Source organism: Pseudomonas sp. DF11 (genome assembly GCF_058148565.1).
Genome location: NZ_JBYVYN010000006.1, coordinates 275,261 through 295,414, shown reverse-complemented (window position 1 = coordinate 295,414; position 20,154 = coordinate 275,261). Strand labels below are relative to the sequence as shown.

The following is a 20,154-nucleotide window of genomic DNA, read 5'->3' as shown; positions in this document are numbered from 1 at the left end:
CGTTGTACCCGGACGTGATAGTCCCCGGGACTTCCTGCACACCTTTTAAGGAACCCCCTTGAACCCACAGCATCGACATTCCTGGGGACTGGCTTTCGGCCTTTGCCTGATCACCCTCGCGGTCAACCTGCAGGCGCCCCTGTACACCACCTACGCGCAGTTGTCCGGCTACGGGGCCGGCGCCACGGCGGTGGCGTTTTCCGGTTATGTGCTGGGCGTCCTGCCCGTCTTGCTGGCATTCGGCGGGCTGGCCGACCGGGTAGGACGCAAGCCGTTGATCCTGGTCGCGCTGGGGTTGTCGATGCTGGCGACGCTGGTGACCCTGCTCTGGCCAAGCCTGGAAGCCCTGGGCGTGGCACGCCTGATGATGGGGATCGGCACGGGACTGGCCTCGGCCACGTCGACCGCCTATATGACCGAGCTCATGGCAACCGGCGACCCCCGCTCGCCAGCCAACCGGGTCACCGCCAGCACCTCCCTGGGGTTTGGCCTGGGCGCGGCGTTGACCAGTCTTTTCCTGTTCGTCCATCACAGCGCCACGCCCGGCAGCTTCTGGTTGCAGCTGATGTTGGCGGCCATGGCGATCGGCGTGGTCTGGCGGCTACCGGATCCGGCGCGAAAAATCCAAGACGCACCGCTGCTGCGCCTGCCGTTGTTTCCCGCCGGCAGCCTGCCCTATAGCTTTTCCATGCTGTTGGCCTGGGCGACCTCGGGCCTGGTCATCGCCATATTGCCCTCGGTGCTGGCGACCCACGATTTGCAGCGTTGGTCTGGCTTGTCGACTTTCACGGTCATCAGTTGCGGCTTGCTGTTCCAGCCCTGGGTTCGGCGCATGCAACCAGCCAGGGCTACGGGCTTGGGATTGCTGATCCTGCCGTTGAGCTACGCGTTGCTGGCCTGGGGGGCAAGTGTCGGTTCCTTGGCCGCCGTATTGCTTGGCGCGCTGGGCGCCAGCAGTGCGTGCTATGGCTTTCTGTACCTGGGCGGGCTGTCAGCCGTCACCGCCATGGCCGGCGTGGAAAAGGCCCGGGTCAGCGCCGGATTCTTCCTGTTCGCCTATGTCGGGTTCAGCATCCCGGTGGTGGTGACCGGGCTGCTGGCTGACGCTTTTGGCGCTGACGTGGCGTTGATCGTGTTCGGCCTGGCGCTGCTGGCTGGGGCGTCTGTCACTGGATGGCGTATCGTGCGAACAGAAGCTTATGTGACTCGCCTGTCCCACTGCTGAATACAAAACCTTGTGGCGAGGGGATTTATCCCCGTTGGGCTGCGCAGCAGCCCCAAGATGAGCGGTTCCTATCTGCCTGACACACCGCAATATCAGGTTTTAGGGCTGCTGCGCAGCCCAGCGGGGATAAATCCCCTCGCCACAGTTTCGTACCCTTGGCTGCTTCATCGCCTGCTTCAAGGACCACCCCGGCAAAGTCGTATACCATATCCCCACCTAAGCCGAACGACCCGCCGCCGTGACTTTATCCAAGTTCAACCTGCCCGACCTGGGCAACACCCCCTCCACTTCGGAAATCATCACCCGCCACCTGCGCGATGCCATCGTGGCTGGGCATTTCGCCGAGGACGAGCCGATTCGCCAGGACGACATCGCCCGCCAGTTCAACGTCAGCAAGATCCCCGTGCGCGAAGCCCTCAAGCGCCTGGAGGCCGAGGGCCTGGTGATGTTCCAGCGCAATCGCGGGGCGATGGTCACGCGCATTTCCGAGGCGGAGCTGGCGCAGATGTTCGAAGTGCGGATGTTGCTGGAGGACAAGGCGTTGCGCCTGGCGATTCCCAACATGACCGAAGAGACCTTCGCCCGGGCCGAGAGCATCTGCCGTGAATTCATCGGTGAAGATGACGTGGGACGTTGGGCCGAACTGAACTGGCAACTGCATGCCTGTCTCTACGAACCGGCCCAACGGCCGTTCCTGGTGAGCTTGATCCGTTCGGTCCACGACAAGTTGGAGCGCTATCTGCGCATGCAAATGAGCCTCTCCGCCGGCAAGGAGCGCGCCGACCACGAGCATCGGGAAATCCTCGACGCCTGCCGTGCCGGTGATGTCGAACGGGCGGTGAAGCTGCTGGACGAACACATCGCCGGGGTCTGCAAGACGCTGTTCGAGTTCCTGCCTTCCAGCCATTGAGCCCGGCCGAAATCCCGAGTCGATGATCGACTCGGGATTCTTGAGGGCCTATACATATGTACCGCAGCGACTGTCCGACACCGCCCTAGAATCAGGGGCCTTCGTTATCTGAGACAGACACTTGCTTTCAACCATGACACCTCCATTCGACACCTTCATCGACAGCCTTTCTGTTACAGCTTCCATAAAGAATCAAAACTGGGCAGGCACGGACGACAGCATCTATATCTCGATGGGCCCCCTGGGCCAGATGCAGTTGTTCTGTGAAGCCCCCAGGGTGGGGCAACTCATCCACGTGGATATCGACATTGCCCGGATGTTCGGCCGACCGCGTATCTCGCTCGGGGAAATTGACGGACTGGCCCTCTACCAGGTGCCCGTCGCACACCCGATCGCTTCTGATGACTGGGCGCTGGAATCGGTGCTGATCAAAGCCAATGACATCTACGCCAATACCTCATTCAAACGCATCAACAAATGGCTGAGGAACCCATCCGCGCACTTGCAATTCGTATGGTCAGGACATGTTCATTTCTCCGACTGGAAGAATTCCGACCATAGATCCATCGATCTCAACGCCCAGACCTATCCGATCAGGTGGATGCCCTTTATCGGCGACCTGATGCATTGGCGCTGTTATGACCCGTCGAAAATAGACGGCGTAGGTCAGTTGATCGGGATGTGGGACGGCAAGTTGATTGGCAATCAACTGAAGACACACACCAGTGAGCTGCTCGCCCCCAACGACCAGTCCAATAGTTACACATGGGTCTACACACCCGAACACGCCATTATCTATAAGCGCTGGGAACATAGCGACCGGGCCAACTATGTAAGGCATAGCCAGCTCGGCAGCGGCAGGCCGGTCATGTGCGCCGGGGAGTTCAGGGTCACCGAACATCACATGGACCATGTGATCGCCATGGTCAACGATGCTTCCGGGCATTACAGGCCCGACGGCGGCGCCTGCCTGCGGTATGTCGCCGAGAAGTTCGATGCCCTGGGAATCAATACCGAGCACATCGAATGGCGATGGCAAGATACGAACGCCTGAGCAGGCTCCCTTGGCTGTTGCCGCGCTGTGCCGATTTCGTCATCAGCGGCAGATAAATCCATCAAGCCGTCACCCCCCGGCGCGGGCCACGCTTGCGTTCACTCATCTGAACGGACGTGGCCCCCCATGAAACGCATCACCGTGATCGACTCCCATACCGGCGGCGAACCGACCCGACTGGTCATCGACGGTTTTCCTGACCTGGGCCAGGGCAGCATGGCCGAGCGCAGGCAGCGTCTGGCCGAGCAGCACGATGCCTGGCGCACGGCCTGCGTGCTGGAACCGCGCGGTAGCGATGTGCTGGTGGGGGCGCTGCTCTGTGAGCCGGTGGACCCGAGCGCCTGTGCCGGCGTGATCTTCTTCAACAACAGCGGCTACCTGGGCATGTGCGGCCACGGCACCATCGGCCTGGTGGCGTCGCTGGCCCACCTGGGCAGGATCGGCCCCGGCGTGCACAGCATCGAAACCCCGGTGGGCACGGTGCAGGCAACCTTGCATGAGGATCGCTCGGTCAGTGTGCGCAACGTGCCGGCCTACCGTTACCGCAAGGCACTGGCCCTGGAGGTGCCCGGCATCGGCCAGGTGGTGGGCGATGTGGCCTGGGGTGGCAACTGGTTTTTCCTGGTCGCCGAGCATGGCCAGCGCGTGGCCGGCGATAACCTCGACGCGTTGACCGCCTATACCTATGCCGTGCAGCAAGCCTTGGAGCAGCAGGGTTTTCGCGGCGAAGACGGCGGCCTGATCGACCACGTCGAACTGTTCGCCGACGACCCGCAAGCCGACAGCCGCAACTTCGTACTCTGCCCGGGCAAGGCCTATGACCGCTCCCCATGCGGCACCGGCACCAGCGCCAAACTGGCCTGCCTGGCCGCCGATGGAAAACTGCAACCCGGCCAGATCTGGCGCCAGGCCAGTGTCATTGGCAGCGAGTTCGAGGGTTCCTATGAACGCTCGGGCGAGCGCATCGTGCCGACCATTCGTGGCCGTGCCTACATCAGTGCCGAGACCACGCTGGTCATCGAAGCGGATGACCCATTCGCCTGGGGCATTCGTCCGTGAGCGAGGGCCAGGTCGCCGACGTGATCATCATCGGTGCCGGTATCATCGGCGCCGCCTGCGCCCGGACATTGGCCCAACGCGGTTTGAAAGTCCTGGTGCTCGACGCTGGTTGGCACGGCGCGACGGCGGCCGGCATGGGCCACCTGCTGGTGCTGGATGACAACCCGGCGGAACTGGCCCTCAGTCAATATTCCCTGCAACGCTGGCGCGAACTGGCCCCGGCCCTGCCCGAGGCCTGCGCCTGGCGCAACAACGGCACCCTGTGGCTGGCGGCCAATGCCGAAGAAATGGCAGTGGCCCACAGTAAATATCTGAATCTGCTGGCTCATGGCGAAGTCTGCGAACTGATCGGTCGCGCCGCCCTGCACCAGCGCGAACCCCAATTACGCGAAGGTTTGGAAGGTGGGCTGCTGATCAAGGGTGACGGCATCCTGTACGCCCCGGCAGCCGCGCGCTGGATGCTGGATGCGCCCAATATTCGCCAGCAGCGCGCCCGGGTCAGCGAAGTCGACGGCCAGCGCGTGCGCCTTGACGACGGCCGCTGGTTGAGTGCCGAAGCGGTGGTCCTGGCCAATGGCATCCAGGCCACCGAGCTGTGCCCGGAGCTGCCCATTGAAGCGAAAAAAGGTCACCTGCTGATCACTGATCGCTACCCCGCCACCGTCACTCACACACTGGTGGAACTGGGCTATGTCACCAGCGCCCACAACGCCAGCGGGCCATCGGTGGCGTGCAATATCCAGCCGCGTCCGACCGGGCAATTGTTCATCGGCGCCTCGCGGCAGTTCGGCACCGTCGACCCACAGGTGGAAAGCTGGATGCTGGCGAAGATGCTCAAACGCGCCGTCGAATATATGCCGGGGCTGGCGCAGCTCAACGGCATTCGTGCCTGGACCGGTTTTCGCGCGGCCAGCCCTGACGGCCTGCCCTTGGTGGGCCAACATCCGCAGCGCAAGGGCCTGTGGCTGGCAGTCGGTCACGAAGGCCTGGGCGTCACGACGGCGCCCGCGACGGCCGATTTGCTGGTCGCCCAACTGTTCAACGAAACCTCGCCGCTTGCCCCTCAAGCTTACCTGCCACAGCGTTTCTTCGGAGAACCGGCCCATGCCTGACTTATTCCTGGACGGTCGCCCGCTATCAGTCGCCGATGGCACCAGCGTCGCGGCGGCATTGGCCTTGGGGGCGGACGGGTGCAGTCGTACCTCGGTCAGCGGCCAGCGCCGTGCGCCTTTGTGCGGCATGGGCATCTGCCAGGAATGCCGAGTGCTGATCGATGGCCGTCGACGCCTGGCCTGCCAAACCCTCTGCCACGACGGCATGCAGGTGCAGACCCGACCATGAACGAAACCACCGACCTGTTGATCATCGGTGCCGGCCCCGCCGGCATGGCCGCCGCCCTTGCCGCGGCAAGCAGCGGTGCGCGCATTGTGCTGCTGGACGACAACCCGTTGCCGGGTGGGCAGATCTGGCGCGATGGTCCCCAGGCCAACCTGCCCAGCGCAGCCCGGCGCCTGCGCGATCAACTGCAAACCTGCGCCAATGTACGCTGCCATGCCGGCGCTCGCGTGATCGCCTGCGCGGCGGACAAAACCTTGTTGGTGGAAGATGCCGAGCGCGGCTGGCGGATCAGCTATGACCGCTTGATCCTCTGCACCGGTGCCCGGGAATTGCTGCTGCCCTTCCCCGGCTGGACGTTGCCCGGAGTGACCGGAGCCGGCGGCTTGCAGGCGCTGGTCAAGGGCGGCCTGCCGGTGCGCGGCGAACGGCTGGTGATCGCTGGCAGCGGCCCCTTGCTACTGGCCAGCGCCGCCACGGCGAAACATCAAGGTGCGCAGTTGGTGCGCATCGCCGAGCAAGCCAGTCGCACCGCCGTCGCCGGTTTCGCTGCACAATTGCCCCGCTGGCCGGGCAAGTTTTTCCAGTCGTTCGGTTTGTTCGACCGGCACTACCGCACCGACACCTATGCGGTGGAAGCACTCGGGCGGGAGCGACTCGAGGGCGTGCGCCTGCTGCAACAGGGCAAGACGCTTGAACTGGCTTGCGATCGGCTGGCCTGTGGCTTCGGGCTGATTCCCAACACTCAGCTCGGCCAGGCCCTGGGCTGCGCGGTTGAAGACCAGGCCCTGGCCGTTGACGCCTGGCAAGCCACCACCCGCGTCGGACATTACGCCGCCGGTGAATGCACCGGTTTTGGTGGCAGCGAACTGGCGTTGGTGGAAGGTGCCATCGCCGGCCACGCCGCCGTCGGCAATACTGCGGCGGCCCAGCGTCTGTGGCCCCAACGCACACGCTGGCAGGGTTTCGCCCAGGCATTGAACAAAGCCTTCACCCTCGGTCCACAGCTCAAGACCCTGGCCCGCGCCGACACCCTGGTCTGCCGCTGCGAAGACGTGCCGTATGGCGAACTGGTCGGCCATGAAAACTGGCGCGAAGCGAAACTGGCCAGCCGCTGCGGCATGGGCGCATGCCAAGGCCGAGTGTGCGGCGCCGCCCTGGAACATCTGCTCGGCTGGACACCGCCCGCCCCACGCCCGCCGTTCAGCCCGGCGCGGATCGAAACCTTGCTGGCCCTGGAACAAGCCCCACCCACCTGAGCCCGACACACATCCCACTCAGACCTGTACTCACCACAAACTCCCAGTGGGAGCGAGCTTGCTCGCGATAGCGGTGGGCCTGCTTGCATCGATGTTGGATGTACTGACGCCATCGCGAGCAGGCTCGCTCCCACAGGGATTTGAGGTGAACTTCAACTTTGCGGCACCGCAGGCCCCCATGTGGGAGCGAGCCTGCTCGCGATAGCGGCGTGACAGGCAGCGCATTTTCGATTGACACTGCGCCATCGCTTCCACAAAAAAGACGACGCCGGCCATGTACCCCTCGCTCACTTCCCTCGCACCCTGTGACCTGGACACCCTGTTGCGCAGCCTGCAACCCATCGCCCCACTGCTGGACACCCTCGCGGACGTGGTGTTTTTCATCAAGGACAAGCAGGCCCGCTACGCCTTCGTCAACCAGACCCTGGCCCGGCGCTGCGGCTTCAAGCACAGCACGGACTTGCTCGGCCTCACCGCCGAACAGGTGTTCCCCGAACGCTTCGGCCCGTTGTACACCGAGCAGGATCGCCGGGTGCTGGCCAGCGGCCGGGAGTTGGCCGACCAGCTCGAATTGCATCTGTATTACGGCAACCAGCCCGTGTGGTGCCTGACCCACAAGCTCGCCCTGCATGACCCAAACGGCCAGATCGTCGGCCTGGCCGGCATTTCCCGTGACCTGCAACTGCCCCAGTCGAGCCACCCAGCCTTCCAGAAACTGGCAGCGGTGGATGCTCATATCAAAAACCACTTCGCCCGCCCCATCAGCCTGACGGAATTGACGACCATCGCCGGGTTGTCGGTGGCGCAGTTGGAGCGGCACTGCAAGCGGATTTTCCAACTCACACCCCGGCAGATGATTCACAAGGCACGCCTGGAAGAAGCCTCGCGGCTGTTACTCGACAAGAACCTGCCGATCACTGAGATCGCCCTGCGTTGCGGCTACACCGACCACAGCGCCTTCAGCCGTCAGTTCCGTGCCCTGACCAGCCTGTCGCCCAGTCAATATCGCGAGAGTCAGCACTGACGCCTGTTCCCTGATGGGGCGTCGGCCCCCATGGTTGCTCCCATCTGTAACACACAGACCTGGCGCCGGCCCCTGCCCGAAGTGTTAGCGCAAGACCTGAAAGCCTCTAGATCAGCTCTCCAATAGCATTACGGCGACGCGACCGCAAACAGGCATGCCGATTGCTTATCTAATATCGTATACGAAATCCTCAATACGATATCTCACCGCATTTATTCGACAGCGAGGCATTTATGAAAAACCCTGCATTGGCCGTAGCCCTCAGCGTTGTCCTCACCCCGCTTTTCATTGCCCCCGCCCACGCCGACAAACTCGACGACATCATCAGCTCGGGCAAGCTGCGTTGCGCCGTGACCCTGGACTTCCCACCCATGGGCTTTCGCGATGAAAGCAATAAACCGGCGGGATTCGACGTGGACTATTGTCACGATCTGGCGAAAGTCCTCGGTGTGGACGCCGAAGTGGTGGAAACCCCGTTCTCCGACCGAATCCCCGCGCTGCTGTCGAGCCGCGCCGATGTCATTGTCGCCTCCACGTCTGACACCTTGGAGCGAGCCAAGACCGTCGGCCTGACCGTGCCCTACTTCGCCTTCCAAATGGTCGTGCTGACCCGCGACAACACCGGCATCAACAGCTACGCCGACCTCAAGGGCAAGGCCCTGGGTAACACCAGCAGCACCTACGAAGCCATCGCCCTGGAGAAGGATCAGAAGAGCTGGGGCAGCGGCAGTTTCCGCGCCTACCAATCGCAGAACGACACCCTGCTGGCGGTCGCCCAAGGGCACATAGACGCGACCGTGGTCACCAACACCGTGGCGGCCGCGACCATCAAGTCGGGCAAGTACAAAGGCCTGAAGATCGCCGGCGATGCGCCCTATGTCATCGACTACGTGTCCCTGGGCGCCAAGCGCAGCGAGTACGGCCTGCTCAACTACCTCAACCTGTTCGTCAACCAGCAGGTGCGCACCGGGCGGTACAAGGAGCTGTTCGTCAAATGGGTCGGCACCGACATCCCGCCGGCCAACCTGACTGTTCCCCAGGTCTACTATTGAGGATCGGCGCATGCCAAGCACGCCTGTCCGTATGAAAGGCCGCAGTCTGGTGGGGGGCGCCGCCGAGGGCGCCCTGCTGTTCGCCGAAGTCGGCCTGAGTTTCTGGGGCGGGGTCGATCCGGCCAGTGGCGAGGTCATCGATCGGCATCACCCGTTGAGCGGTGAACGCCTGGCCGGGCGCGTATTGGCGATTCCCAGCGGACGCGGCTCCTGCACCGGCAGCAGCGTCTTGATGGAGTTGATCAGCAACGGCCATGCACCTGCGGCCCTGGTGCTGGCCGAAGCCGATGAAATCCTGACCCTGGGCGTGCTGGTGGCGCAGGTGATTTTCCAACGCTCGTTGCCGGTGTTGTGCGTGGGGCACGAGGCTTTCAACAGGTTGCGCGGCCAGGGCTTTGTCCGCCTCGAGGGCGACGTCCTGACGCTGTCTGGCCGCCATCCCAACGACGGCTGGCAGGGTGCGGACGCCTGCCGGCAGCCGCCCGCTCCCTCGACCCTGAACCTGACCGAACAGGACCAAGCGTTGCTCGACGGCACCCACGGCAAGGCGGCCCAAGTGGCAATGCAGATTGTGCTGCGCATGGCCGAGATCCAGGGTGCCACGCAACTGCTAAACGTGACCCAGGCCCACATCGACGGCTGCATCTACACCGGCCCGGCCAGCCTGCGCTTTGCCGAACAACTGGTGCAGTGGGGCGCGAAAGTCCGCGTGCCCACCACCCTCAATTCCATCTCCGTGGACCAGCGTCGCTGGCGTGAACTGGGCGTCGATCCGGCCCTGGGCGAGCCGGCCAGTGCCCTGGGCGACGCCTACATGGCGATGGGCGCGCAACTGAGTTTCACCTGCGCGCCCTACCTGCTGGACACCGCGCCCAAGGCCGGTGAACAAATCGTCTGGGCCGAATCCAATGCGGTGGTCTACGCCAACAGCGTGCTGGGCGCGCGCACGCAGAAGTACCCGGACTTCCTCGATATCTGCATTGCCCTGTGCGGACGGGCGCCGTTGACTGGCTGTCATCTCGACGACCAGCGCAAGGCTGGGTTGATCGTCGACGTGCCGGCGCTGGGCAACGTGGACGACAGTTTCTATCCGCTGCTGGGCTACCACATCGGCGGCCTGGCGGGCCGGCGCATCCCGCTGATACGCGGCCTGGAACACGCTGCGCCAACCCTGGACGACCTCAAGGCCTTCGGCGCCGCGTTCGCCACCACCAGCGCCGCGCCGTTGTTCCACATTGCCGGGGTGACGCCGGAAGCCCTCGACCCTGCCAATGTCATGGAGAACGACGTCACCTTGCCGCAGGAAAGCGTCGATGTCGCCGGCCTGCTTGCCAGTTGGCGCGAGCTCAACAGCGCCCGGGACAACTGGGTGGACGTGGTGTCCCTGGGCAATCCGCATTTCTCCCTCAGCGAATTCGCCGCCCTCGCGACCTTGTGCGCGGGCCGGGTCAAGCATCCGTATGTGGTGCTGGCGATTACCTGCGGTCGAGCGGTGCTGGAGCAGGCGCGCAAGGCCGGATACCTGACCGCCATCGAGGCTTTCGGCGCGGTCCTGGTGACCGACACCTGCTGGTGCATGTTGGGCGAACCGGTGATCCCACCCCACGCCACCACGCTGATGACCAACTCCGGCAAATACGCCCACTACGCGCCCGGCCTGGTCGGTCGCGGCGTGCACTTTGCCGCCCTCGCCGAATGCGTCGAGGCCGCGTGCAGCGCCGCGACCAGCGGCCAGCCGCCAATATGGCTGCAACCCACTGCCCGCAGGGGGAGCCCGACCCATGTTTGATGACTACAGCTTCCAATGGCGTCCGGCCCTACGCGCCCTGCCCGACATGCTCGCCGGGGCCTGGGTGACCTTCGAGACCGCTGCGCTGTCGATGATTTTCGGCGTGCTGATCGCCCTGGTCCTGACCGTGATGCGCCAGGCCAGGCAGCCCTTGTTGCGTGGGGTGGGCAATGGCTGGGTGTCCATCGCCCGCAATACCCCCTCGCTATTCCAGATCTACATCCTCTACTTCGGCCTCGGCTCCCTCGGGCTGCACGTCAGTTCCTGGCTGGCCTTGCTGGCCGGGATCACCTTCAACAATGCCGGTTACCTGGCGGAAAACTTTCGCGGCGGCCTCAAGGCCGTGCCGAGTACGCAAATGCGCGCCGCCCGCTCCCTGGGCATGAGCGCCTTCCAGGCCTACCGGATGATCATCGTCCCGCAACTGTTGCGCATCGTCTTCTATCCGTTGACCAACCAGATGGTCTGGGCGGTGCTGATGACGTCCCTGGGCGTGGTCGTCGGCCTGAACAACGACCTCACTGGCGTCACCCAGGAATACAACGTCAAGACCTTCCGCACCTTCGAATACTTCGCCCTCGCGGCGGTGCTGTATTACCTGATCGCCAAGCTGATCGTCGGGCTGGCCCGGCTGTTGTCCTGGCGCTTGTTTCGTTATTGAGGAGGGCTGTCATGTTGTCTACAAGCCTCACCGTTAACGACCTGTTGTTCTTGCTCAATGGGGCCTGGGTCACGTTGCAACTGACCGCCTGGTCGATCCTGCTGGGCACCCTGGCCGGGCTGCTGTTCGGCCTGTTGCGGGCCCTGTTGCCGCGGGTCAGCCTGCCCCTGGCCTGGGTGCTGGACGTGTTTCGCAGCGTGCCACTGCTGATCCAGTTCGTGCTGTTCAACTCCCTCAAGAGCATCGTCGGCCTGAACCTCAGCGCCTTCGCGGTGGGCTGCATCGTGCTCGGGGTCTACGCCGCCGCGTACTTCACCGAAATCGTCCGCGGTGGGGTGCTGGCAGTGCCGCTGAGCACGCGCCGAGCCAGCCGTTCCCTGGGCCTGAGTTACTTGCAGGACTTGCGTTTCATTGTCCTGCCGATTGCCACGCGAGTGGCCTTTCCCGGCTGGCTGAATCTGGTGCTGGGCGTGATGAAAGACACCGCGCTGGTGATGTGGATCGGCATCGTCGAATTGCTCCGTGCTTCGCAAACCATTGTCACGCGCATTCAGGAACCCCTGTTGGTGCTGTGCATCGCGGGGCTCATTTACTACGTCATGAGCCTGGTGGTCTCCCGCCTCGGCGCACGTCTGGAAAGAAGGTGGCAGGAAAATGATTGAGATCGAAAACGTGCACAAGTCTTTCGGCGCCCTGGAAGTGGTCAAGGGTGTGAGCCTGACGGTGGACAAGGGCGAAGTGGTGTCGATCATCGGCGGTTCCGGTTCTGGCAAGTCGACCCTGCTGATGTGCATCAACGGTCTGGAGCCGATCCAGAAAGGCAGCATCCGCGTGGACGGCATCGAGGTCCATGACCGCGCCACCGACCTCAATCGCCTGCGGCAGAAGATCGGCATCGTGTTCCAGCAATGGAATGCCTTCCCCCACCTGACCGTGCTGGAAAACGTGATGCTGGCGCCGCGCAAGGTCCTGGGCAAAAGCCAGCGGGAGGCCGAGGCACTGGCGGTGCAACAGCTTGAACACGTGGGCCTGGGAGACAAACTCAAGGCCTTTCCCGGCAAGCTTTCCGGCGGGCAGCAACAACGCATGGCCATCGCCCGGGCCCTGGCGATGTCGCCGGACTACATGCTGTTCGACGAAGCCACCTCGGCCCTCGACCCACAACTGGTGGGAGAAGTGCTGGACACCATGCGCATGCTCGCCGAAGACGGCATGACCATGGTGCTGGTGACCCACGAGATCCGTTTCGCCCGGGACGTCTCCGACCGCGTGGCGTTCTTCTGCAATGGCCGGGTCCATGAGATCGGGCCGCCGGACCAGGTGATTGGCAATCCGGTGCAGCCGGAGACGGCGGCTTTCCTCAAGTCGGTGAAATAGCGGATGGCCTCATCGCGAGCAGGCTCGCTCCCACACTGTTTTTGTGTACGCCACAGAACCCTGTGGGAGCGGGCTTGCTCGCGATGAGGCCCTACAAGACAACACAAGGATTTGACTCATGCGCTCATCGAAAATCATCCATGTAGTGAGCTGTCACGCCGAAGGCGAAGTCGGCGACGTGATCGTCGGCGGCGTTGCCCCACCGCCCGGCGCCACGGTGTGGGAACAGTCCCGCTGGATCGCCCAGGACCAGACCTTGCGCAACTTCGTTCTCAACGAGCCCCGTGGCGGCGTATTCCGCCACGTCAATCTGCTGGTGCCGGCCAAGGACCCACGGGCGCAAATGGCCTGGATCATTATGGAGCCGGCCGACACCCCGCCGATGTCCGGCTCCAACTCGTTGTGCGTCGCCACCGTGCTGCTGGACAGCGGCATCCTGCCGATGACCGAGCCCCAGACTCGCTTGGTGCTTGAGGCACCGGGCGGCCTGATCGAAGCCGTGGCCGACTGCCGCGACGGCAAAGTGCAGCGAGTGGAGGTCAAGAACGTACCCTCCTTCGCCGACCGCCTCGATGCGTGGATCGAAGTCGAGGGCCTGGGCTCGTTGCAGGTGGACACGGCGTACGGCGGCGACAGTTTTGTGATTGTCGACGCCCAGCGCCTGGGCTTCGCCATCCGTCCAGACGAGGCCGCCGAGCTGGTGGCCGTGGGCTTGAAAATCACTCGGGCCGCCAATGAACAACTGGGCTTTGTCCATCCGTTGAACCCCGACTGGTCGCACATCTCGTTCTGCCAGATCGCCGCGCCCATCGTCCAGGAGAACGGCATCGCCACCGGCGCCAACGCGGTGGTGATCCAGCCGGGCAAGATCGACCGCTCCCCCACCGGCACCGGCTGCTCGGCGCGCATGGCGGTGTTGCACGCCAAGGGTTTGATGCAGGTCGGCGAACGGTTCATCGGCCGCTCGATCATCGGCTCCGAATTCCACTGCCGCATCGATTCGCTGGCCGACGTGGCCGGACGCCCGGCGATTTATCCGTGCATCGCCGGGCGCGCGTGGATCACCGGCACCCATCAGCTGTTGCTCGACCCGGCCGATCCGTGGCCGCAGGGCTATCGGCTTTCGGATACCTGGCCTGGCGCATGACTTTCACACACAACCCTGTGGCGAGGGGATTTATCCCCGCTGGGCTGCGAAGCAGCCCCCCTGGGTTCTACTGACACACCGAGTTGCCTGTATCAGGGCCGCTTTGCGGCCCAACGGGGATAAATCCCCTCGCCACATACCCTAACCGGAGACAACCCATGAGCAAACGCATCAACTGGAGCGGCGTCTTCCCTGCCGTCACCACCCAATTCAACGATGACTTTTCCATCAACCTGGAAAAAACCCACCAAGTGATTTCCAACGTCATTCGTGATGGCGTTTCCGGCCTGGTGGTCTGCGGATCGGTGGGGGAAAACACTTCCCTGAGCGCCGAGGAAAAGATCGCCGTGACCGAGGTCGCGGTGGACGCCTCCCGTGGCCGCGTACCGGTGATTTGCGGCGTGGCCGAGTTCACCAGCGTGCAAGCGGCCAAGGTCGCCAATGCGGTGCGCAAGGTGGGGGTCGACGGAGTGATGCTGATGCCGGCGCTGGTCTACGGCTCCAAGCCGTTCGAGACCGCCGAGCATTTCCGCTACGTCGCTCGGCATGCCGACGTGCCGTTGATGGTCTACAACAACCCGCCGATCTATAAGAATGACGTGACCCCGGACATCCTGATTTCCCTGGCCGATTGCGACAACGTCGTGTGCTTCAAGGACTCCTCCGGCGACACCCGGCGCTTTATCGACGTACGCAATGAGGTCGGCGACCGTTTTGTGTTGTTTGCAGGTCTCGACGACGTGGTCCTGGAAAGCCTCGCCGTGGGTGCCGAAGGCTGGGTCTCGGGGATGTCCAACGTATTCCCGAAAGAAGGCGAGACCATTTTCCGCCTGGCCCGCGCCGGGCGCTTTGCCGAAGCGATGCCGATCTACGAATGGCTGATGCCGATCCTGCACCTGGACGCCCGCGCCGACCTGGTGCAATGCATCAAGCTGTGCGAGGCCATCGCCGGTCGTGGCAGCGCCCTCACCCGCCCGCCGCGCCTGGCCCTGCCGGAAGCGGACCGGCTGTTTGTGGAGCAGATCATGGCCAAGGCTTTGGCGAATCGGCCGGTGTTGCCGGATGTGGGGCTTTAAGACTTCCCCCTGAAGCAAGGGCATCCTGTGTGGGGGCGGGCTTGCTCGCGAAAGCGGTCTGTCTGATATGACTATGCTGCATGTGCCGCCGTCTTCGCGAGCAAGCCCGCTCCCACAGGATTGGTGGTGAATACCAAATCGTGAACACACGCAATAAAACTGTGGGAGCGGGCTTGCTCGCGATAGCGGTCTGTCTGAGTCGACTATGCTGGATGTGCCGCCATCATCGCGAGCAAGCTCGCTCCCACAGAGATTCAAGGTGTCCCATGAACTATTTCCTGGCCCAGGCCCTGAACAATCAGTGGGCCAATCACCGACTGCTCACTGCCTGCGCGCAGTTGAGCGAAGCCGAATACGCGGCGCCGCGCACGGGGTTCTTCCCGTCCATACAAGGCACGCTCTGCCATATTCTGGAAGTGGACCGCTATTACCTGACCGCTCTGGAAGGTGACCGGGACGGCCAGATCAAGGACTTTTCCGAAACATTGGCATTTGCCCAACTGAATGAAAGCCAAACCCGAACCGACCGGCAACTGCTGGCATTGTGCGAAAGCCTGCGAGAAAGAGACCTCGCCCGCTGCGTTGAGCTGGTACGCGTGGACGGCGTGGTGCGTGAGCGGATCGACCGGCTGTTGCTGCACCTGTTCGAACACCAGATCCACCACCGTGGCCAAGTCCACGGGATGCTCAGTGGCACCGGTATCAAGCCGCCGCAACTCGATGAATTTTTCCTCGATTGCGACCGCCCGTTCCGGCAACAGGAAGAACGACAACTGCAGCTCAACGAAGGGCATGTCTGGCGAGATTATCGGCCTGACTGAAGCGACACACTGTAAAAAAAAGGCGATGGCCGCTGCCGGCCATCGCCAAATCGCCCACCCGGGCGCTCTCAGTCAGGTCCGTGCGGGAGACACGATGATTTTCACGTTGTGCTCCTTGTTGTTGACCAGCTCCTCGAAGCCCTGGCCAACGATCTGCTCCAGCTGGATACGTCCGGTCACCAGTGGCGAGATATCCAGGCGTCCATCGGCGATGAAGGCGATCACATCGGCAAACTCGCCGTTGTAGGCCAACGCGCCGAGCACCTGCTTCTCGGTGGACACCAGGTCGAAGAAATTGAATTCACTGGGCTCCTCGAAGATTCCCACCAACACACATTTGCCGGCCTTGCGGATCAGGTCGATGGCCAGTTTGGCGGTGTGCTTGTTGCCGATGCACTCAAAGCTGACATCGGCTCCCAGGCCACCAGTCAGGCGACGGACTTCGGCCAGGGCGTCGCACTCCTTCGGATCGATCACGTGGCTGGCCCCGACTTCCAGGGCCTTGGCCTTGCGTGCGCCGGACATCTCCAGGGCGATCACCTGGGCCGCGCCAGCGGCCTTGGCGCACATGATGGTGCACAGCCCGATCGTACCGGCGCCAACCACCACCACGTTCTGGCCCAACAGGCTGCCGGCCTTCTTCACCGCGTGCATGCCCACCGCCAGCGGCTCGATCAACGCACCAGCCTCGGCCGGAAAGTCGGCGGGGAGTTTGTAGAGCAGGTTGGCCGGCACATTGACCAGTTCGGCAAACGCACCGTTGTTCATCAGCCCGGTGAACGCCAGGTTCTCACAGATGTTGTACAGCCCGTGGGTGCAGTAATAGCAGGTGCCGCAGTGTTGGCAGGCATCAGCGGCCACCGGCTCACCGACGCTGAAACCTTCGACGCCGGCCCCCAGTTCGACGATCTCGCCGCAGAACTCATGACCGAGGATGCACTGGCCCTTGATCCCGGTCAGCGGGTGCGGCGCGTCCACCGGGATGAACACCGGCCCGGCCACGTATTCATGCAGGTCGGAGCCGCAGATGCCGCACCATTGCACACGGATCTGCACCCAACCGGCGGGCGGCGAGACCGGCAGTGGCACGTCTTCGACGCGGATGTCGTTGCGGCCATGCCAGACGGCGGCGCGCATGCTGCGGGTAGGCTTGATTGAAACGTTCATGACGTTGCCTCCAGGATTGTGTAGGGGCGACGAATCATTTCGCCGCCCGCTTGATCAGTGCTGCTCAATGAACCCAAGGATCAGCCGGTTGACCTGCTCGGCCGCTTCCATTTGCACCATGTGGCCCTGGCCAGGCAGCACTTCGACCTGGGCACTCAACCCTTCGCTGTGGGCCACCGGAATAATTGCGTCGTCGCTGCCCCAGATCACCAGGGTCGGTACGTGGCCGGCCTGCACCACTTCACGCAAGTCCACCTGCTGGCGGCTGTCGGCGAACAGCGTCGCGAACAGTTGCCGCAGAGCCGCGTCCACTCCCTCCAGGCGCTTGTACTTGAGCATGTCGTCGAGCATCTGGCGGTTGACCAGCTCGGCATTGGAGAACAGTTGCACCAGTTGCGGCTTGAGAGCGTTGCGGTTGGCCGCTTCGACAAACCCTTTCAGGTAGCTGCCATTGATCTGCGCACCCAGCCCGGCGCTGCCGATCAGGGTCAGCGAACGTACTCGCTGAGGCGTCAGGCGCGCGGCGTTCAGCGACACCGCCCCACCCATGGAATGCCCCACCAGATGCGCCGCGTTGATGTCCAGGTGGTCGAGCAAGGCCAATACCACGCCGCTCAGTTCGTCCAGGTCGCCGCGTTGCAGTGTCTTGGCGGATTCGCCATGACCCGGCAGGTCCAGGGCGATCACCCGCCTCCCGGCCGCCAACGCCTCGTGGTTGAACAGCCAGTTGTTCAGGTCGCCGCCGAAACCATGCACCAGCACCAACGGCGTGCCGCCCTCGCCACGCTCGAAATAGCGGATGACCCGGCCGTCCAACTCGACTTTCTGCGGTTTCGGCCCGCTGTCTTCGGCGGCGACATCGCCCGGCACAAAACTGGCCTGGAACTGCTCGATGACTGCATCGATCTCGGCGTCACTGGCTTCGCCCTCAACGACAATCCCGAGCAAGGCGCCGACCGCCAAGGTTTCGTCCTGCCGGGCAATCTGCCGGCGCAGGATTCCGGAAAACGGCGCTTCGACGCTGCTGGAAATCTTGTCGGTTTCCACGTCCATCACTTCATCACCCTTGGTGATGGCCTGGCCCTCCTCCTTGAGCCAGGCATCGACCCGGCCCTCGGTCATCGACAGGCCCCACTTGGGCATGGTCAGGGTATGAATCTGGCTCATCAGCGCTTGCTCCACTCGATCACGTTGAGCACGGCTTGTTCGATCTTCGCCGCGTCAGGGATGTACAGGTCTTCCAGCGAATCGGAGAACGGCACCGGCGTGTGTGGCGCGGTGACCATTTCAATCGGGGCCTTGAGCGCACCGAAGGCTTTTTGCGCCACCAGCGCCGAAACATCGGTGGCCATGGAGCAACGTGGGTTGGCCTCGTCGATCACCACCAGGCGCCCGGTCTTCTCGACGCTTTCGAGGATGCTGTCCTCGTCCATCGGGCTGGTGGTGCGCAAGTCGATGACTTCGCAATCGATACCACGCCCAGCCAGGCTACGGGCGGCGTCCATCGCGGTGTTGACCATGCGCCCGTACGACACCAGGGTCACGTCCTTGCCATCGCGCAGGAAATTGGCCTCGCCGAAGGGAATGGTGTAGAGCTCTTCCGGCACTTCGCCCTGCATGCTGTAGAGCAACTTGTGTTCACAGAAGATCACCGGATCGTTGTCGCGGATCGCCTGGATCAGCAAGCCCTTGGCATCGTAAGGCGATGACGGGCACACGACTTTCAGCCCCGGAATGTGCGTCCACAAGGACGTGAGCATCTGTGAATGCTGGGCGGCGGCGCGCAGGCCGGCGCCGACCATGGTGCGGATCACCAGCGGCGTGGAAGCCTTGCCGCCGAACATGTAGCGAAACTTCGCCGCCTGGTTGAGGATCTGGTCCAGGCAGCACCCGGCGAAGTCGACGAACATCAGTTCGCACACCGGACGCACGCCGCAGGTGGCGGCTCCCACAGCCGCGCCGACGTAACCGATTTCCGACAGCGGCGTGTCGAGCACGCGGCCGGGGAACTGATCGTAAAGGCCCTTGGTGACGCCGAGCACGCCGCCCCAGGCATCGTTTTCACCGGGGGCGCCGGCACCGCCGGCCACGTCCTCGCCCATGATGAAAACGCTGGAGTCGCGGCGCATTTCCTGGGCCAGGGCCTCGTTGATTGCCTGCTGATAGCTGATTTTTCTCGCCATGATGGGATTCTCTATTCTTGTTTTATAAAGGGCGTTCAGGGATAGGAGACGTAGACGTCAGTGAGCAGGTCCGCCGCGGTGGGCTTGGGATCGGACTTGGCCTTGTACACGGCGTTTTCGATCAGTTGCTCCACTTCCTTATCGATCTGGTCCAACTGCTCGGCCGACAGCAGTCCCGCCCGGGTGGTGCGCTCACGGAACTGCATCAGGCAGTCCTGGTTCTCACGGAAATGCTTGACCTCATCGGGGGCCCGGTAGGTTTGGGCGTCACCCTCGAAGTGGCCGTAGTAGCGCGTCAGCTTGACCTCGATCAGCGACGGCCCTTCCCCGGCACGGGCGCGTTCGACAGCAGCTCCGGCGGCTTCGTGCACGGCGAAGAAGTCAAAGCCATCCACCGTCACCCCAGGCATGCCGAACCCGGCGGCGCGGTCGGCGATGTGATCGCAGGCCACCGACCAATTGGAAGCGGTGGCTTCGGCGTAGCCGTTGTTCTCGGCGATGAACAGGCACGGCAGGTTCCACACCGAGGCCATGTTCATGGCTTCGAACACCGCGCCCTCGTTGGAGCCGCCGTCACCGAAGAACACCACGGCGACGCTGTCGGTGCCCTTGAGCCGGGCCGCCAGGGCAGCGCCGACCACCAGGGGCGCGCCGGCACCGACGATGCCGTTGGCGCCGAGCATGCCTTTCTCGAAATCGGCGATGTGCATCGAGCCGCCCTTGCCTTGGCAGACGCCGGTTTTCTTGCCGTAGATCTCGGCCATCATCCCGTAGACATCCACGCCTTTGGCAATGCAATGACCGTGGCCACGGTGGTTGGAGGCGATGCAATCGTCATCGCCCAGGTGGGCCATGACGCCGGCGGCCGACGCTTCTTCGCCGGCATACAAGTGGACGAAACCGGGAATCTCGCCGGTGGCGAACTCCACGTGCAGACGCTCTTCGAAAGCGCGGATGGTGCGCATCACCTGGTAGGCGTGCAGCAGTTGATCGTGGGTGAGCGGTGTCGACATTT

Annotated in this window: 20 protein-coding genes; 16 read left to right on the top strand and 4 right to left on the bottom strand. The window is 63.4% G+C overall.

Features of this window, described 5'->3' with window-relative positions; genetic code table 11:
- Nucleotides 1-58: 58 nt before the first annotated feature.
- The 16 genes from AC30D9_RS19430 to AC30D9_RS19355 all read left to right on the top strand — a co-directional run bounded on the left by AC30D9_RS19430 (nt 59) and on the right by AC30D9_RS19355 (nt 15,789).
- Entirely contained in the window at nt 59-1,225 is a 1,167-nt protein-coding gene (locus AC30D9_RS19430; RefSeq protein ID WP_490144623.1) for an MFS transporter, read from the top strand.
- Between the two features lie 238 nt (nt 1,226-1,463).
- On the top strand, nt 1,464-2,135 hold the full coding sequence (locus tag AC30D9_RS19425; RefSeq protein WP_134924071.1) for a GntR family transcriptional regulator: 672 nt from the start codon (nt 1,464-1,466) through the stop codon (nt 2,133-2,135).
- A gap of 133 nt (nt 2,136-2,268) precedes the next feature.
- Nucleotides 2,269-3,189, top strand: coding sequence for a hypothetical protein (locus AC30D9_RS19420; RefSeq protein WP_307570931.1), 921 nt, complete (start codon nt 2,269-2,271; stop codon nt 3,187-3,189).
- 126 nt (nt 3,190-3,315) lie between these two features.
- Entirely contained in the window at nt 3,316-4,248 is a 933-nt protein-coding gene (locus tag AC30D9_RS19415; protein ID WP_307570932.1) for a 4-hydroxyproline epimerase, read from the top strand.
- Nucleotides 4,245-5,360 carry an NAD(P)/FAD-dependent oxidoreductase gene (locus tag AC30D9_RS19410; RefSeq protein WP_490144622.1) on the top strand — a complete coding sequence of 372 codons (1,116 nt, stop codon included), beginning with the start codon at nt 4,245-4,247 and terminating at the stop codon, nt 5,358-5,360. The genes AC30D9_RS19415 and AC30D9_RS19410 overlap by 4 nt, the downstream gene beginning before the upstream one ends.
- A complete protein-coding gene (locus AC30D9_RS19405; RefSeq protein ID WP_134924067.1) occupies nt 5,353-5,589 on the top strand; it encodes a 2Fe-2S iron-sulfur cluster-binding protein in 237 nt (78 codons plus the stop codon). The genes AC30D9_RS19410 and AC30D9_RS19405 overlap by 8 nt, the downstream gene beginning before the upstream one ends.
- A complete protein-coding gene (locus AC30D9_RS19400) occupies nt 5,586-6,842 on the top strand; it encodes an FAD-dependent oxidoreductase (RefSeq protein WP_490144621.1) in 1,257 nt (418 codons plus the stop codon). Before AC30D9_RS19405 ends, AC30D9_RS19400 begins: the two co-directional genes overlap by 4 nt.
- 274 nt (nt 6,843-7,116) lie before the next feature.
- Nucleotides 7,117-7,866, top strand: coding sequence for an AraC family transcriptional regulator (locus AC30D9_RS19395; protein WP_490144620.1), 750 nt, complete (start codon nt 7,117-7,119; stop codon nt 7,864-7,866).
- A 233-nt stretch (nt 7,867-8,099) separates the two neighbouring features.
- A complete protein-coding gene (locus tag AC30D9_RS19390) occupies nt 8,100-8,918 on the top strand; it encodes an ABC transporter substrate-binding protein (RefSeq protein WP_134924064.1) in 819 nt (272 codons plus the stop codon).
- A 10-nt stretch (nt 8,919-8,928) separates the two neighbouring features.
- Nucleotides 8,929-10,707: a cis-3-hydroxy-L-proline dehydratase gene (gene lhpI, locus AC30D9_RS19385; protein WP_490144619.1), complete on the top strand. Its 1,779-nt coding sequence runs from the start codon at nt 8,929-8,931 to the stop codon at nt 10,705-10,707.
- A complete protein-coding gene (locus tag AC30D9_RS19380; RefSeq protein ID WP_134924062.1) occupies nt 10,700-11,368 on the top strand; it encodes an amino acid ABC transporter permease in 669 nt (222 codons plus the stop codon). The genes lhpI and AC30D9_RS19380 overlap by 8 nt, the downstream gene beginning before the upstream one ends.
- Nucleotides 11,369-11,379: 11 nt before the next feature.
- On the top strand, nt 11,380-12,030 hold the full coding sequence (locus AC30D9_RS19375) for an amino acid ABC transporter permease (protein WP_490144618.1): 651 nt from the start codon (nt 11,380-11,382) through the stop codon (nt 12,028-12,030).
- Complete coding sequence (locus AC30D9_RS19370; RefSeq protein WP_134924060.1) at nt 12,023-12,745, top strand: amino acid ABC transporter ATP-binding protein; 723 nt, start codon at nt 12,023-12,025, stop codon at nt 12,743-12,745. Before AC30D9_RS19375 ends, AC30D9_RS19370 begins: the two co-directional genes overlap by 8 nt.
- 118 nt (nt 12,746-12,863) lie before the next feature.
- A complete protein-coding gene (locus tag AC30D9_RS19365) occupies nt 12,864-13,892 on the top strand; it encodes a trans-3-hydroxy-L-proline dehydratase (protein ID WP_490144617.1) in 1,029 nt (342 codons plus the stop codon).
- A gap of 158 nt (nt 13,893-14,050) precedes the next feature.
- Nucleotides 14,051-14,968: a dihydrodipicolinate synthase family protein gene (locus tag AC30D9_RS19360; protein WP_307570939.1), complete on the top strand. Its 918-nt coding sequence runs from the start codon at nt 14,051-14,053 to the stop codon at nt 14,966-14,968.
- 266 nt (nt 14,969-15,234) lie between these two features.
- Complete coding sequence (locus AC30D9_RS19355) at nt 15,235-15,789, top strand: DinB family protein (RefSeq protein WP_134924057.1); 555 nt, start codon at nt 15,235-15,237, stop codon at nt 15,787-15,789.
- Between the two features lie 72 nt (nt 15,790-15,861).
- Here the strand turns inward: AC30D9_RS19355 and AC30D9_RS19350 are convergent, their stop codons facing one another.
- From AC30D9_RS19350 to AC30D9_RS19335, 4 genes are all read right to left on the bottom strand, one after another.
- Entirely contained in the window at nt 15,862-16,926 is a 1,065-nt protein-coding gene (locus AC30D9_RS19350) for a 2,3-butanediol dehydrogenase (protein WP_307571621.1), read from the bottom strand.
- 84 nt (nt 16,927-17,010) lie between these two features.
- Entirely contained in the window at nt 17,011-18,123 is a 1,113-nt protein-coding gene (locus AC30D9_RS19345) for an acetoin dehydrogenase dihydrolipoyllysine-residue acetyltransferase subunit (protein WP_490144616.1), read from the bottom strand.
- Nucleotides 18,123-19,139 (bottom strand): alpha-ketoacid dehydrogenase subunit beta, encoded by a 1,017-nt coding sequence (locus tag AC30D9_RS19340; RefSeq protein WP_109756188.1) that lies wholly within the window; start codon nt 19,137-19,139, stop codon nt 18,123-18,125. Before AC30D9_RS19340 ends, AC30D9_RS19345 begins: the two co-directional genes overlap by 1 nt.
- A gap of 35 nt (nt 19,140-19,174) precedes the next feature.
- Nucleotides 19,175-20,152, bottom strand: a complete 978-nt coding sequence (locus AC30D9_RS19335) for a thiamine pyrophosphate-dependent dehydrogenase E1 component subunit alpha (protein ID WP_109756189.1) — start codon at nt 20,150-20,152, stop codon at nt 19,175-19,177.
- Between the last annotated feature and the right edge of the window lie 2 nt (nt 20,153-20,154).

What these genes read in the sequence shown, in the direction of transcription:
- AC30D9_RS19420 (WP_307570931.1), top strand. Translation starts at nt 2,269, where the DNA reads ATGACACCTCCATTCGACACCTTCATCGACAGCCTTTCTGTTACAGCT.
- AC30D9_RS19415 (WP_307570932.1), top strand. Translation starts at nt 3,316, where the DNA reads ATGAAACGCATCACCGTGATCGACTCCCATACCGGCGGCGAACCGACC.
- AC30D9_RS19405 (WP_134924067.1), top strand. Translation starts at nt 5,353, where the DNA reads ATGCCTGACTTATTCCTGGACGGTCGCCCGCTATCAGTCGCCGATGGC.
- AC30D9_RS19400 (WP_490144621.1), top strand. Translation starts at nt 5,586, where the DNA reads ATGAACGAAACCACCGACCTGTTGATCATCGGTGCCGGCCCCGCCGGC.
- AC30D9_RS19395 (WP_490144620.1), top strand. Translation starts at nt 7,117, where the DNA reads ATGTACCCCTCGCTCACTTCCCTCGCACCCTGTGACCTGGACACCCTG.
- AC30D9_RS19390 (WP_134924064.1), top strand. Translation starts at nt 8,100, where the DNA reads ATGAAAAACCCTGCATTGGCCGTAGCCCTCAGCGTTGTCCTCACCCCG.
- lhpI (WP_490144619.1), top strand. Translation starts at nt 8,929, where the DNA reads ATGCCAAGCACGCCTGTCCGTATGAAAGGCCGCAGTCTGGTGGGGGGC.
- AC30D9_RS19380 (WP_134924062.1), top strand. Translation starts at nt 10,700, where the DNA reads ATGTTTGATGACTACAGCTTCCAATGGCGTCCGGCCCTACGCGCCCTG.
- AC30D9_RS19375 (WP_490144618.1), top strand. Translation starts at nt 11,380, where the DNA reads ATGTTGTCTACAAGCCTCACCGTTAACGACCTGTTGTTCTTGCTCAAT.
- AC30D9_RS19370 (WP_134924060.1), top strand. Translation starts at nt 12,023, where the DNA reads ATGATTGAGATCGAAAACGTGCACAAGTCTTTCGGCGCCCTGGAAGTG.
- AC30D9_RS19365 (WP_490144617.1), top strand. Translation starts at nt 12,864, where the DNA reads ATGCGCTCATCGAAAATCATCCATGTAGTGAGCTGTCACGCCGAAGGC.
- AC30D9_RS19360 (WP_307570939.1), top strand. Translation starts at nt 14,051, where the DNA reads ATGAGCAAACGCATCAACTGGAGCGGCGTCTTCCCTGCCGTCACCACC.
- AC30D9_RS19355 (WP_134924057.1), top strand. Translation starts at nt 15,235, where the DNA reads ATGAACTATTTCCTGGCCCAGGCCCTGAACAATCAGTGGGCCAATCAC.
- AC30D9_RS19350 (WP_307571621.1), bottom strand. Translation starts at nt 16,926, where the DNA reads ATGCGCGCCGCCGTCTGGCATGGCCGCAACGACATCCGCGTCGAAGAC.
- AC30D9_RS19345 (WP_490144616.1), bottom strand. Translation starts at nt 18,123, where the DNA reads ATGAGCCAGATTCATACCCTGACCATGCCCAAGTGGGGCCTGTCGATG.
- AC30D9_RS19340 (WP_109756188.1), bottom strand. Translation starts at nt 19,139, where the DNA reads ATGGCGAGAAAAATCAGCTATCAGCAGGCAATCAACGAGGCCCTGGCC.
- AC30D9_RS19335 (WP_109756189.1), bottom strand. Translation starts at nt 20,152, where the DNA reads ATGTCGACACCGCTCACCCACGATCAACTGCTGCACGCCTACCAGGTG.